The 13,515-nt window shown below is 76.0% G+C and carries 11 protein-coding genes and 1 riboswitch; all 11 genes read left to right on the top strand.

The window, feature by feature from the left end; genetic code table 11:
• The first annotated feature begins 84 nt into the window (after positions 1-84).
• Positions 85-2,031 (top strand): DUF6807 family protein, encoded by a 1,947-nt coding sequence (locus CBP52_RS11225; RefSeq protein WP_232514455.1) that lies wholly within the window; start codon positions 85-87, stop codon positions 2,029-2,031.
• Positions 2,028-3,212 carry a Gfo/Idh/MocA family protein gene (locus tag CBP52_RS11220; protein WP_094182331.1) on the top strand — a complete coding sequence of 395 codons (1,185 nt, stop codon included), beginning with the start codon at positions 2,028-2,030 and terminating at the stop codon, positions 3,210-3,212. Before CBP52_RS11225 ends, CBP52_RS11220 begins: the two co-directional genes overlap by 4 nt.
• Positions 3,213-3,236: 24 nt before the next feature.
• Positions 3,237-4,685 (top strand): Gfo/Idh/MocA family protein, encoded by a 1,449-nt coding sequence (locus CBP52_RS11215; protein WP_094181018.1) that lies wholly within the window; start codon positions 3,237-3,239, stop codon positions 4,683-4,685.
• A gap of 124 nt (positions 4,686-4,809) precedes the next feature.
• Positions 4,810-5,595, top strand: a complete 786-nt coding sequence (locus CBP52_RS11210; protein ID WP_094181017.1) for a 3-ketoacyl-ACP reductase — start codon at positions 4,810-4,812, stop codon at positions 5,593-5,595.
• Between the two features lie 43 nt (positions 5,596-5,638).
• The gene (locus CBP52_RS11205; RefSeq protein WP_094181016.1) at positions 5,639-7,771 is read left to right on the top strand and encodes an FAD-binding protein; all 2,133 of its coding nucleotides are present in this window, start codon (positions 5,639-5,641) and stop codon (positions 7,769-7,771) included.
• An 89-nt stretch (positions 7,772-7,860) separates the two neighbouring features.
• Positions 7,861-7,955: riboswitch (TPP riboswitch) on the top strand.
• A 313-nt stretch (positions 7,956-8,268) separates the two neighbouring features.
• Positions 8,269-9,297, top strand: coding sequence for an ABC transporter substrate-binding protein (locus tag CBP52_RS11200; RefSeq protein WP_094181015.1), 1,029 nt, complete (start codon positions 8,269-8,271; stop codon positions 9,295-9,297).
• Entirely contained in the window at positions 9,294-10,061 is a 768-nt protein-coding gene (locus CBP52_RS11195) for an ABC transporter permease (RefSeq protein ID WP_094181014.1), read from the top strand. Before CBP52_RS11200 ends, CBP52_RS11195 begins: the two co-directional genes overlap by 4 nt.
• Complete coding sequence (locus CBP52_RS11190) at positions 10,054-10,878, top strand: ABC transporter ATP-binding protein (RefSeq protein ID WP_094181013.1); 825 nt, start codon at positions 10,054-10,056, stop codon at positions 10,876-10,878. Before CBP52_RS11195 ends, CBP52_RS11190 begins: the two co-directional genes overlap by 8 nt.
• Positions 10,875-11,714: an ABC transporter permease gene (locus tag CBP52_RS11185; protein WP_094181012.1), complete on the top strand. Its 840-nt coding sequence runs from the start codon at positions 10,875-10,877 to the stop codon at positions 11,712-11,714. The genes CBP52_RS11190 and CBP52_RS11185 overlap by 4 nt, the downstream gene beginning before the upstream one ends.
• On the top strand, positions 11,711-12,712 hold the full coding sequence (locus tag CBP52_RS11180) for an NrtA/SsuA/CpmA family ABC transporter substrate-binding protein (protein WP_094181011.1): 1,002 nt from the start codon (positions 11,711-11,713) through the stop codon (positions 12,710-12,712). Before CBP52_RS11185 ends, CBP52_RS11180 begins: the two co-directional genes overlap by 4 nt.
• A complete protein-coding gene (locus CBP52_RS11175; RefSeq protein ID WP_232514454.1) occupies positions 12,709-13,413 on the top strand; it encodes an ABC transporter ATP-binding protein in 705 nt (234 codons plus the stop codon). Before CBP52_RS11180 ends, CBP52_RS11175 begins: the two co-directional genes overlap by 4 nt.
• Positions 13,414-13,515 lie beyond the last annotated feature (102 nt).

Here is a 13,515-nt window from a genome sequence, read left to right as displayed (position 1 = left end):
ACCGGTGGCGGCCCGGGGCGAGGGTGCTCCGCGGCCCACGCGCTCCCGGAGGTCGACGCGACGAGCCCTTCCCAGGAGGCTGCAGTGACGCAGAACGCGTGGGCCAGACCGGCGCCCACGATCGCCGAGGTGGCGCGAGCCGCGGGTGTCTCGCGCGCGACCGTCTCGCGCGTCATGAACGGCCGGGTCACGGTCGACGAAGAGCTCGCGCAGCGCGTCCGCGAGGTCGCCGAGCGTCTGCACTACCGCCCGAGCACGGTCGCGCGGAGCCTGTCGCTCGGGCGCACCAACACCGTGGCGGTCGTCGTGCCGGACCTCGCGAACCCCATGTTCCAGCAGGTGCTGCGCGGGGTGTCCGCCGCCGCCGGCGAGGACGGGTACCGCGTGCTCGTCGCCGACACGTCCGAGACCGCGTCCGACGAGCGCCAGGTCGCGCTCGACGCCCGGCTGCGCTGCGACGCGCTCGTGCTCGTCTCGCCGCGCATGCCCGAGGCGGAGCTGCGCGCGGTGCTGCCCGAGGTCGGGCCCGTCGTCGTGATCAACCGGGAGCCCGACGGCACCACGCCGACCCTCGCAATCGACTACGCCAGCGGCATCGAGGAGATCGTCGAGCACCTCGTCGGGCTCGGGCACCGCCACCTGCTCTACCTCGCGGGACCGCCGCAGAGCGCGTCGCACGCGGCACGCCTCGGCGCGCTGCGCGTGGCCGCGGCACGCCGCGCGGAGGTCCGGCTGTCCGAGCGGGCCGCGGGCTCGTCGGTCGAGAGCGGCTACGCCGCCGCGGGCGACGTGCTCGCGTCGCGTGCGACCGCCGTCGTCGCCTACAACGACCTCGTCGCGTTCGGCCTCCTCGCGCGCCTCAACGAGCTGGGCGTCGCGGTGCCCGGGGACGTGTCCGTCACCGGGTTCGACGACATCGAGCTCGCGCGGTTCTCGGTCCCGTCGCTCACGACCGCGACCGTCCCGCAGGTCGACCTCGGCCGCGCCGCGTGGGCCCGCCTGGGCGCGCTCGTCGGCCTCGGCTCGGGCGTCTCCCCGCTGCCCGACGAGCCCATCCGCCCGCGGCTCGCGGTGCGCGCGAGCACGGGACCCGTACCGCCGGCCGTGCGCTCGTCGGTGACCGACCACGCACCCGCCCGCACGACCTCGGAGGTGACCCACGTGCGTTGGCGGAACGACGGCGACGTCCTGCGGCTCGACGGCCGCACCGGCGAGGGCGACGGCCTGCCCCTCGCACGGTACGAGACGGGTGAACGCGTGCCGCAGGTGCACGCGCCGCGCCCGTACCTGCACCCCGTGCGGTCCGCCGCGGGCGTCGACCTCACCGAGACGAGCCCCGTCGACCACCGGCACCACTACGGCGTGTCCATGGCGGTGCCGGTCGTCAACGGGACGTCCTACTGGGGCGGACGCACGTACGTGCGCGACGAGGGTCCGACGCTGCTGCCGAACCACGGCCGGCAGGTGGGGCTGGGCGCGCGCGTCTCGTCCGACGGGCGGTCCGCGCTCGACGACGTGGCCTGGTACGACGAGCACGGCGACGTGCTGCTGCGTGAGACGCGCACGCTCGAGGCGGCGCCCGCGGCGGGTGGCTGGACGCTGCGCTGGACGTCGGTGCTGCGCGCGAGCGAGCGCGACCTGCTGATCGAGAGCCCCGGCACCAACGGGCGCGCGAACGCCGGGTACGGCGGCCTGTTCTGGCGGCTGCCGGGCGCGCACTCGACGCTCGCGCTCGGCCGCGGGCTCGTCGGCGAGGCGTCCGTGCACGGCAGCGACTCGCCGTGGCTCGCGTTCGTGCAGCGTCGCGACACCGCGGCCACCACGCTGCTGCTCGTGCAGGACCCCGGCACCGTGCGCCCCTGGTTCGCGCGCGTCGCCGAGTACGTGGGCGCCGGACCGGCGCTCGCGTGGGACACACCGCTGCACGTCGCGCACGGCGACGAGCTCGTCGTGCGGATGGCGGCCGTGGTGCTCGACCGGGCGGTCGACGCCGACGAGGCGGACGCGCTCGCGGCGGGGGCGTGGTCATGACGGACGTCCCCGCGGTCGCGGTCGTCGGCGTCCACGGCCACGGCCACACGCACGTGCGCCACGTGCTGCGGCTCGCCGAGAAGGGCGCTGCACGGCTCGCGGCCGTCGTCGACCCGCGGCCCGTCGACGACCTCACGTACGTCCCGGCCGGCACGCGGTGGGTGTCGGCGCTCGACGACCTGCTCGCCGGGCCGGACCGGCCCGACGTCGTCGTCCTCGCGACGCCCATCCACACGCACCTGCCGCTCGCGCGGGCCGCGCTGCGGGCCGGGTGCGACGTGCTGCTCGAGAAGCCGACGACCGCGTCCCTCGCGGAGCACGCCGAGCTCGTCGCGTTCGTCGAGGAGACGGGGCGCCGCTGCCAGGTCGGGTTCCAGTCGTTCGGGTCGGCCGCGGTCGACGAGCTCGAGCGGCTCGTCGCGTCGGGTGCGCTCGGCGAGGTGCGGGTCGTCGGCGCGGTCGGGACGTGGGTCCGCACGGCCGCGTACTACGCGCGCGCCCGGTGGGCGGGGAAGCGCCGGCTGGACGGCGTGGACGTGGTCGACGGCGTCGTGACGAACCCGCTCGCGCACGCCGTCGCGACCGCGCTGCGCGTCGCGGGGGCCCGGACCGCGGCGGACGTGCTCGACGTGCGCCTCGACCAGTTCCACGCGCACCCGATCGAGGCGGACGACACGTCCTCGCTCGTCGTGCGGACCGCGGGCGGGGTCACGGTCGGCGCCGGGCTCACGCTCGCCGCCGCGGAGCGGACGCCCGCGCGCGTCGTCGTGCGCGGCACCGCGGGCGAGGCGACGCTGCTGTACGAGCACGACGAGCTCGAGGTGCACACCCGCACGCAGTCCTGGCGGCGGACGTTCGCGCGCGTCGACCTGCTCGACGACCTGCTCGCCGCGCGCGTCGACCCGTCGGCGCGGCTGCGCTGCGACGTCGCGTCGACCGGTGCGTTCATGCGCGTGCTCGAGGCCGTGCGGCTCGCGCCCGACCCGCGTCAGGTCCCCGCCGCGCACCTGCGCTGGCGCGGGGTCGGGCAGGACCGGCACCCCGTGGTCGGCAGCATCGCCGCGTGGTGCGAGCGAGCCGCGCTCGAACCCGCGACGTTCACCGAGCTGGGCGCGCCGTTCGCGCTCGCGGCGGCGCAGGCCGAGCCCGCGGCCGTGACCGCGCCCCTCGCCCGCCCGTAGGCCGGCAGGCCGTCAGGAGGAACCGTGCACGAGCCGAGCGACCAGAACCCGACCGCGCCGCGCCCGGCGTCGCACCGCGCGACCGTCCCCGGGGCGGGCGTCGTGCCCGACTACGCGCCCGCACCGCCGGGCGAGCGGCTGCGGTACGCGGTCGCGGGGACCGGGCACCGCGCCGGGATGTACGTCGACGCGATCACGGGCGAGCACGCGGACGTCGCGCAGCTCGTCGCGTGGCTCGACCCCAACCCGGGGCGGATCGACCACTACGACGCGCACGCCGCGCGGCGCCTGGGCCGCGACGAGCCGCTCGGCCTGCCGCGGTACACGCCCGACGGCCTGGAGCGGATGGTGGCCGACGAGCGGGTCGACGTCGTCGTCGTGACCTCGCCCGACCGCACGCACGCGGACCTCGTCGCGCGTGCGCTCGACGCGGGCGCGCACGTCGTCGTCGAGAAGCCGCTGACGACGACGGTCGAGGGCTGCCGCACGATCGCGGACGCGGTGCACCGCAGCGGCAACGACGTCGTCATGACGTTCAACTACCGCTACTCGCCGCGGAACTCGACGCTGCGCCAGGTGGTCGCGTCGGGCGAGATCGGCACGGTGACGTCGGTGCACTTCGAGTGGGTGCTCGACACCGTGCACGGCGCGGACTACTTCCGGCGCTGGCACCGGGACAAGGAGTGGTCCGGCGGGCTGCTGGTGCACAAGTCGAGCCACCACTTCGACCTGGTCAACTGGTGGCTGGGCGACGTGCCCGCGCGCGTGTTCGCGTCGGGCGGGCTGCGGTTCTACGGCGACGAGAACGCCCGCGCGCGCGGGCTCGGCCCGCGGCCCGAGCGCGGGACGGGAGTGCAGGGCGACCCGTTCGCGCTCGACCTCACGCGCGACGCGCGCCTGAAGGCGCTGTACCTGGATGCCGAGCACCACGACGGGTACCTGCGGGACCGTGACGTGTTCGGGCCGGGCATCACGATCGAGGACAACGCCTCGCTCGTCGTCGACTACCGCGGCGGGGCGTCGATGACGTACGCGCTCAACGCGCACAGCCCGTGGGAGGGGTACCGGGTCGCGGTCAACGGGACGGCGGGTCGCGCCGAGCTCGAGGTGGTCGAGCGCGGGGCGATCGCGGTGGACGACGAGGGGCGCGCGGTGCTCGACCCGTCGGCGACGCCCGTGGCCGCCGGCGGGCAGCGGGTGCGCCCCGAGGGGGAGCGGCTCGTGGTGCAGCGGCACTGGGAGGCGCCGCGCGAGGTGCCGATCCCCGCGGGGATCGGCGGGCACGGGGGCGGGGACGCGATCCTGCTCAAGGACGTGTTCCGCCGGCACCTGCGCGTGTCCGACGACCCGTTGGGGCGCAGCGCGGGGATGACGGACGGGCTGCGCGCGGTCGCGGTGGGGATCGCGGCGAACCGGTCGCTCTCGACCGGGCAGGCGGTGCTGGTCGACGAGCTGGGCCTCGGTCTCGGCTAGCGGAAAGCGCTTGCCGAACCGGGCGCCCTCTGCCACGATCGGGACGCGGGGCGCGGTCGCGTCCCGCTCTCCGACGGCTCGACGACGAGCCCGACGACGAGCCCGACGACAGAGGGGACGGCCCGTGGCGCGCGTCGCACTCATCACCGGCGGCAACCGGGGCATCGGGCTCGGCATCAGCCGACGACTCGTCACCGACGGGTACGCCGTCTCGATCCTCGCGACGCGCGAGGAACCCACCGACGTGCTCGCCGAGCTGCGCGAGGTCGCCGGGTCCGACGACGCCGTGCGCTACGTCCGCGGCTCGGTCGCCGACCCCGCCGACCACGTCCGCTACGTGCAGGACGCGCTCGACGCGTGGGGCCGGCTCGACGTGCTCGTCAACAACGCGGGCGTCGCGCCCGCGCAGCGCGCCGACCTGCTCGAGGCGACCACCGAGTCGTTCGACCGCGTGCTCGGCATCAACCTGCGCGGGCCGTACTTCCTCACGCAGGAGTTCGCGCGCCGCGTCATCGCGCTGCGGGGCGAGCTCACCGCGCCGCAGCAGGAGCCGGTCGCGACGATCGTCAACGTCTCGTCGATCTCCGCGACGACCGTCTCGACCGACCGCGGCGACTACTGCGTGTCCAAGGCGGGCGTCGCGATGGCCACGCAGCTGTGGGCCGTGCGGCTCGCGTCCGAGGGCATCGTCGTGCACGAGGTGCGGCCGGGCGTGATCGCGACCGACATGACCGCGGGTGTCGCGGGCAAGTACGACGCGCTGCTCGCCGACGGCCTCGCGCCCATCGCGCGCTGGGGCCGACCCGCCGACGTCGCGGGCGCGGTCGCGCTGCTCGCGTCCGGTGCGACGCCGTACTCGACGGGCGAGGTCTTCCACGTCGACGGCGGCATGCACGTCCCGGTCCTGTGACCGACCCCATGACCAGCGAGGTACCCGACCGCAGGAGCCGACGATGCCCCACCGCCACGACCCCGTGCTCGTCCGCATCGGTGAGACCGACGTGCCGGTCGTCACGGCGAACACCGTCGTCGTCGGGACCGGCTCGGCCGGGTTCTGCGCCGCCGACCGCCTGTGGGAGCTCGGCCAGGACGACGTCGTCATGGTCGCGGACAAGGTCAACGCGGGCGCGTCCCGCAACGCGGGCTCCGACAAGCAGACGTACTACAAGCTCACACTCAGCGGCGGCGACGGCGACTCCGTGCGCGAGATGGCGCAGACGCTGTTCGCGGGCGGCGCGATGGACGGCGACAACGCGCTCGCGGAGGCGGCGCTGTCCGCGCGCGGGTTCCTGCGGCTGTGCGACCTGGGCGTCCCGTTCCCGCAGAACCGGTACGGCGAGTTCATCGGCTACAAGACCGACCACGACCCGCGCCGACGAGCCACGTCCGTCGGTCCGTACACGAGCCGCACCATGGTGGAGCGGCTCGAGGCGAAGGTGCACCGCAACGGCACGCGCGTCTTCGACGAGTGCCGCGTGGTCGACCTCGTGACGGTCCCCGCGGACGGCGGGGGCCGCGCGGTCGTCGGGCTGCTCGTCCTGCGGACCGACGTCCGGCACGACGGCGAGCAGTCGCCGTTCCTGCTGTTCCGCTGCACCAACGTGGTCTACGCGACCGGCGGCCCCGCGGGGATGTACGCGACGCGCGTGTTCCCGCACGGGCAGTGGGGCGCCTCCGGCGCGGCGTACCGCGCGGGCGTGCACGGCAAGAACCTCACCGAGTGGCAGTTCGGGCTCGCCTCGACGCACCCGCGGTGGAACGTGTCCGGCACGTACATGCAGGTCATCCCGCGGTTCGTGTCGACCGACGCGGACGGCGGCGACGAGCGCGAGTTCCTCACCGAGGCGATCGGGGACTACGGGCGGCTGCTGTCCCTGGTGTTCCTCAAGGGCTACCAGTGGCCGTTCGACGTGCGCAAGGCGCGCGACGGCTCGTCGCTCGTCGACCTGCTCGTGTACCGCGAGACCGTGCTGCGCGGGCGGCGCGTGTTCCTCGACTTCCGCCGCAACCCCATGCGCGACGAGCTCGACCCCGCGGCGCTCAGCCCCGAGGCCCGCGACTACCTGGAGCGCGCGGGCGTGCTGTTCGGCACCCCGGTGCAGCGGCTGCGGCGCATGAACGAGCCCGCGTACCAGTTCTACCTGCCCAAGAACCCGTACGTGGACCTCGAGACCGACCTGCTCGAGGTCGACGTGTGCGCGCAGCACAACAACGGCGGGCTCGTGGTCGACGCGTGGTGGGAGTCGAACGTGCGCGGGCTGTTCCCCGTGGGCGAGGCCGGCGGCGCGCACGGCGTGTACCGCCCCGGCGGCGCGGCGCTGAACAGCGGGCAGGTCGGGGCGACGCGGGCCGCGCAGATGATCGTCGCACGCCGCACGGACCCGCCCGTCGCGCTCGACCGGTACGCCGCGGCTGCCGCGCCGGTCCAGGCGGCCGCGACCGGGCTCGTCGCCGCCGCGGCGGGGCGGGCCGCGGACGGGTGGGACGAGGACACGGGCGACCTGCTGCGCCGCGTCCAGGAGCTCATGAGCGCCAAGGCCGGGCCCGTGCGCTCCGAGAAGTCCATCCACGAGGCGCTCGACCAGGTGCACGCCTGGCTCGCCGAGTACGAGCGGACCGTGAGCGCCGACCCGTCGTCGCGTCGCTCGGTCAACCGCGTGTTCCTGGTCCGCGACACCCTCACCGCCGCGTACGTGTACCTGTCCGCGATGGCGGACTACGTCGCGCACGGCGGCCGTTCACGCGGGTCGGTCCTGTACTCCGACCCGGCGGGCGAGCTGCCGCGCGTCGGGTACGGCCCCCGGTCCGACGACGAGCTCGACCTGCCCGAGGTGTTCCGCTTCCGTCTCGACGAGGGCGCGCTCGACGACGAGGTGCAGGAGGCCGCGTGGCGGCCGCCGACGGCCGCGGGATCGTCGTCGCCCGCCGAACCCGGCGAGGGCTGGCGCGGGGTCGTCCGACGCGCGCCCGACGACCCCGCCGGCGAGCCGGTGCTCCGGTGGCGGCCGCGCCGCCCGCTGCCCGAGGACGACGACTTCTTCGAGAACGTCTGGCGCGAGTTCCGCGACCACGGCAACGTCCACTGACGGACCCGCCGCCGGCACGGTGACGGCGCGCATCCGAGGGGTGGACAGGGGTGGGGGCGAAGGGGGCAGACCGGACTACGGTGGGCCCGTTCCGTGACACGGGGTGCCGCACAGCGCGGCTGAGATCACACCCGTCGAACCTGATCTAGGTAGCACTAGCGAAGGGATGTCGCGCATGACCCGCATGCGTCCGCACCGCACGCCTCTCTCCCCGAGACCGCCCCGCGAGCACCTGCGCGCGTAGCCGCCGCGCGCTCCTCGCCCGCGCGAGCCGGACGTCCACGCCGGTCCGCGCCACCCGCCGCTCCGTCCGCGGCGACGGATGCAGCGACGAGTGCAGCATGCCCCGCCTTCCCGGCGACGGATGCCGCACCCGTCCCTGCACCGACAGCGCATCCGGCTGCGGATGCGGCCTTCGCGCGCGCTCGTCGCGGGCTGCTGCGCCGTGCGCGCGACCGCCGCGGCGTGCTCGGTCCTTCTGCTGAACGAGGTCCTCGATGTCTCGCACCACCGTCCGGGCGCGGGTTGCCGCGCTGCTCGTCGTCGCGTCGCTCGCCACCGGGTGCGCCGGTCCGTCGTCGGGCGACGACGACGGGCTCACCCGCGTGCGGTTCGCGCTCGACTGGACGCCCAACACCAACCACACCGGCCTGTACGTGGCGCTCGCGCAGGGCTGGTTCGCCGACGCGGGGCTGGACGTGCAGGTGCTGCCGTACAGCGACACCGCGCCGGACCAGCTGGTCGACGCGGGCGCCGCCGAGGCGGGGATCAGCACGCACGACTCGTCGCTCATCGCGCAGGCCGCCGGCGCGGACGTCGTCGCGGTGCTCGCGGTCCTGCAGCACTGGGCGACCGCGATCGGCGTGCGCGCCGACGACGAGCGCATCACCAGCCCGCGCGACCTGGACGGCCTGATCTACGCGGGCTTCGGCGCGCCCGGTGAGGTCCCGCTGCTGCAGGAGGTCATCCGCGCGGACGGCGGGACGGGCGAGTTCACGACCGTCGTGCTCGGCTCGTCGGCGTACGAGGCGCTGTACGCCGGCGAGGCGGACTTCACGATCCCGTACGTCGCGTGGGAGGGCATCGAGGCGGAGCGCGCGGGCACGCCCATGCGCTACCTGGAGTACACGGACCACGGCTTCCCGGACGCGTACGCCGTGGTGGTGGACGCCTCGCGGCAGTGGGTCGCCGACGAGCCCGAGGCGGCGCGCGCGTTCGTCGGGGCTCTGCAGCGCGGGTACGCGTGGGCGGCGGAGCATCCCGACGAGGCCGCGGCGCTGCTCGTCGAGCAGAACCCGGACGCGTTCGCCGACCCAGACCTGGTGACGCAGAGCCAGCGGATGCTGTCCGCCGACTGGCTGCGCGCCGACGACGGCTCGGTCGGCACCATGACGCTCGACCAGGTCTCCGGCTACGGGGACTTCCTGTTCGACGCGGGCATCCTCGCGGGGCCGGACGGCGAGCCGCTCGCCGAGCGTCCGGACTGGTCGACCACGTTCACGACGAGCCTGCTGGGGGAGCCGTGACCCGCGGCGCCGCGCGGGCGCTGCCGGTGCTGCTCGTGCTGACGGTGCTCGGGGCGGTGTGGCAGGTCGCGGCGCTCAGCGTCGCGAACCCGCGGCTCCTGCCGACGCCCGGTCGGGTGGCCGAGCAGGCGTGGGCGCACCGCGACGTCCTGGCAGAGCACACCACGGCGACGCTCGGGGTGACCGCCGCGGGCTTCGGGGTGTCGGTCCTGGTCGCGTGGGCGCTCGCGCTGCTGGTCGACCTGGTGCCCGCGGTCGGGCGCGGGATCGTTCCCGTGCTCGTCGCGTCGCAGACGATCCCCGTGGTCGCGCTCGCGCCGCTGGTGGTGCTGTGGTTCGGGTTCGGGCTGCTGCCCAAGGTGCTCGTCGTGACGCTCGTGACGTTCTTCCCGCTCGTCGTCGGGCTGGTCGAGGGCCTGCGCGCGGCCGGCCCGGGCGCGACCGCGCTGCTCACGAGCATGGGCGCCTCGCGGTGGCAGCAGCTGCGCTGGGTCCGCCTGCCCGGGGCGCTGCCGCGGTTCTTCACGGCGCTGCGCATCGCGGTCACGTACGCGGTCGTCGGGGCGGTGTTCGCCGAGTACGTCGGCGCCGTGCGGGGGCTCGGCACGTACATGAACATGCAGCGCGCGGCGTTCCGCACCGACCTGGTGCTCGCGGCCGTCGCGCTGTGCGCGCTCGTCAGCGTCACCCTGTACGGGCTGACGTGGCTGCTCGAGCGCGTGACCGTGCCGTGGGCGCACCCCCGGGCGGTGGCCCGTGCGTGAGCTCGAGGTCCGCGACGTGCACGTCGCGCGCCCCGGCGCGCGCGGACCGCTGCCGGTGCTCGGCGGCGTCGACCTGCGCGTGCGACCGGGCGAGCTCGTGTGCGTCGTCGGGCCCAGCGGGTGCGGCAAGAGCACGCTGCTGTCGGTCGTCGCGGGACTGCTGCGACCCGACCGGGGCCGCGTGCTCGTCGGCGGGCTCGACGTGACCGGCACGCCCGCGCGCACCGCCTTCATGCCGCAGCAGGACCACCTGTTCGCCTGGCACACCGTGTGCGACAACGTCGCGCTCGGCCTGCGCGTGCAGGGCGTGCGACGACGCGACGCGCGCGCCCGCGCCCGCGACGTGCTCGCCGAGTTCGGGTTGGAGTCCTTCGCGGACGCGCGGCCCGACGAGCTGTCCGGCGGGATGCGGCAGCGCGCCGCGCTCGCCCGCACCGTGCTGCAGGGCCGGGACGTCGTGCTCCTCGACGAGCCGTTCGGCGCGCTCGACGCGCTCACCCGTCTCGACGCGCAGCGCTGGCTCGCCGCGACGTGGGCCGCGCACGGGTGGACCGGGCTGCTCGTCACGCACGACGTGGGCGAGGCCGTCACGCTCGGCGACCGCGTGGTGCGCCTGTCCGGCCGCCCCGCGGTCGTCGCGCACGAGATCGCGGTCGACGACCCGCGCCCGCGAACGCCCGGCGTCCCCGACGCGCGCGTCACGCGCGCGGTCCTCGCCGGCCTCGGCGTGGGCGACGAGCGCGTGCCCGACGAGCGCGTGCCCGACGAGCGTGCGGTCGACGAGCGCGTGCCCGACGAGCGCGTGGCGCTCTCGTGACGCGGCTCCCGCGCGCGTGGCGGCCGTGGCTCAGCACGGTCGGTCTGCTCGCCGCCTGGGCGGCCGCCGGTGCGAGCGGGCGGCTCGACCCGCACGTCCTGCCAGCGCCGGGTGCGGTGCTCCGGGCCGCGCGGGACCTGGTCGCGGACGGTTCGCTGCCCGCCGCGCTCGCGGTGAGCGGCACGCGCGTGGCCGTCGGTGCGGGAGCAGGTGTCGCGGTCGGGTTGCTGCTCGGGCTGCTCGCGGGGCTGTCGAGGGTCGCGCACGACGTCGTCGACCGGCCCCTGCAGGCCGTCCGGGCCGTGCCGTTCACGGCGGTCACGCCGCTGCTCGTCGTCTGGGTCGGTCTCGGTGAGCCGCCCAAGGTGCTGCTCGTCGCGGTCGCCGCGCTCGTCCCGACGTACCTCGCGACCGTCGGCGGTGTGCGCGGCGTCGACCCGCGGCTGCGCGAGCTCGCCGCGGCCTACGGCCTGGGCCGGCGTCGCACCGCGACGCGCGTGCTGCTCCCCGCGGCGCTGCCCGCCGTGCTCGTCGGGCTGCGCCTCGCGCTCGGCACCGCGTGGGTCGCCCTCGTCGTCGCCGAGAGCGTCAACGCCGCCGAGGGCGTGGGTGCGCTGCTCACCGACGCGCGGACGTATGCGCGCACGGACGTCGTCCTGCTGTGCGTGCTCGTCTACGCGGCGCTCGGCCTGGTCACCGACGCCCTGGTCCGCGCGCTCGAACGCCTCCTGCAGCCGCCGCCCGTCGTCGGGCGCCATCCGTCCGCCACGCCCACGACCCCGACCACGTCCACCCCGACCCTCGCGTCCGTCACCCCTGGAGCCCAGCACCCATGACCCGAGCACGCCTGACCCGATCCCCCCTGACCCGCGTCCGACCTCGCGCCCTCGCCGCGCTCGCGCTCGCGGCCGCCCTCGCCGGGTGCGCCGCGACCGCGGACGGCACCACGACGACCGCGCCGCCCGACGTGCCCGTGCGCGTGGGCGTCCTCACGACGCAGAACCTCCTGACGCTCGCGGCCGGCGACCGCACGCTCGACGAGGCCGTCGCGAGCGTCGGCGCGCGGGCCGAGACCACCGAGCCGTTCGCGGCGTTCGCCCCCGCGGCCGAGGCGATGGCCGCGGGCCGGGTCGACGTCACGTCGGGCTCGACCACGGCCGTCGTCGCGGCGCTCGCGGGCGACCCGGACCTCGTCGTCGTCGCGGTGGAGCGCACCGACGGCGACACGCAGGGCATCGTCGCGACGCCCGCCAGCGGCATCGCGGACGTCGGCGACCTCGCGGGGCACTCCGTCGCGGTCAACCAGGGCGGCACGGGGGAGTACCTGCTGCGCCTCGCTCTGCGCCGCGCGGGCCTCACGCCGGACGACGTCGAGACCGTCTACCTGGCCCCGCCGGACGCGGCGGCGGCGTTCGCGGCGGGCAAGGTCGACGCGTGGGCGACGTGGGACCAGTACCTCGTGGGTGCGCAGGTCGACGGCGCGCGCACGGTCGCGCTCGCGCGGGACCTGGGCTCCGACAACGCGAGCGTGCACGTCGCGCGGCGGGACTTCGTCGACGCGCACCCGGACGTGGTGCGCGCGGTCGTGGACGCGCTCGCGGCCGAGGCCGACGCGCTCGCCGCCGACCCCGCGCCGCTCGCGGACGCCTACCGGGACGCGGGCGCGTCGGACGCGGTCGTCGCGGGGCTCACCGCGCTGGCGACGCCGCGGCTCGCGTACGCCGACGAGGACCTCGCGGCCGAGCTCGCGCGCGTCGCCGAGCTGTACGTCGAGGAGGGGCTGCTCGCGGAGCCGGTCGACGTGTCGCGCGCGTGGCACGACGTGCGCGGGTGACCGTGCCGACCCGGGACCGGGCCGTGTCGCGGGCGCCTGCGGCGGTCCGGGTACGGGGGCTGCACCGCGTGTTCGCGGACGGCGCGCCGCCCGTGCTCGCGGGGCTGGACCTCGACGTCGGCGCCGACGAGCTCGTGGCGGTCGTCGGGCGCAGCGGGTGCGGCAAGTCGACGCTGCTGCGGGTGCTCGCCGGGCTGGACGGTGCTGCGCACGCCGACGTCCTCGTGCGCCCCGAGCGGGTCGGCGTGGTGTTCCAGGAGCCGCGCCTGCTGCCGTGGGAGCGCACGTGGCGCACGGTGCTGCTCGCGGACGCACCCGTGCGCCGCGCCGACCGCCCGCGTGCGGTGGCGGCGCTCGCGCGGGTCGGTCTCGCGGACGTGGCGGACCAGCGTGCGGGCACGCTCAGCGGGGGTCAGGCGCAGCGCGTCGCGCTGGCCCGCGCGCTCGCGCGCGACCCGGACCTGCTGCTGCTCGACGAGCCGTTCGCGGCGCTCGACGCGTTGACCCGCCGCGAGGCGCACGCGCTCGTGCGCGAGGTGCGCGCGGCCCGCCCGGTCGCGACGGTCCTGGTCACGCACGACGTCGACGAGGCCCTCGCGCTGGCGGACCGCGTCGTCGTGCTCACCGACGGACGGCTGGTGTGCGACACGGGACCGCACCGTGGAGCCCGGGAGCGAATCCTCGCGAGCCTTGGCGTCTAGCGGGTCGTCTCTGAAGTCGTCCGACGGTGGCTCTTGTGAGGATGTCGTCGGCGGTCTTGCTCGTCCGGGCCGTCGATGACGAGATCACGTCGGACCGCCAGG

The organism is Cellulomonas sp. PSBB021 (assembly GCF_002240455.1).
In the GTDB taxonomy this organism is placed as follows: Bacteria; Actinomycetota; Actinomycetes; order Actinomycetales; family Cellulomonadaceae; genus Cellulomonas; species Cellulomonas uda.
The sequence above is the reverse complement of the archived record's forward strand: the minus strand, read 5'-3'. Positions and strand labels throughout refer to the sequence as shown.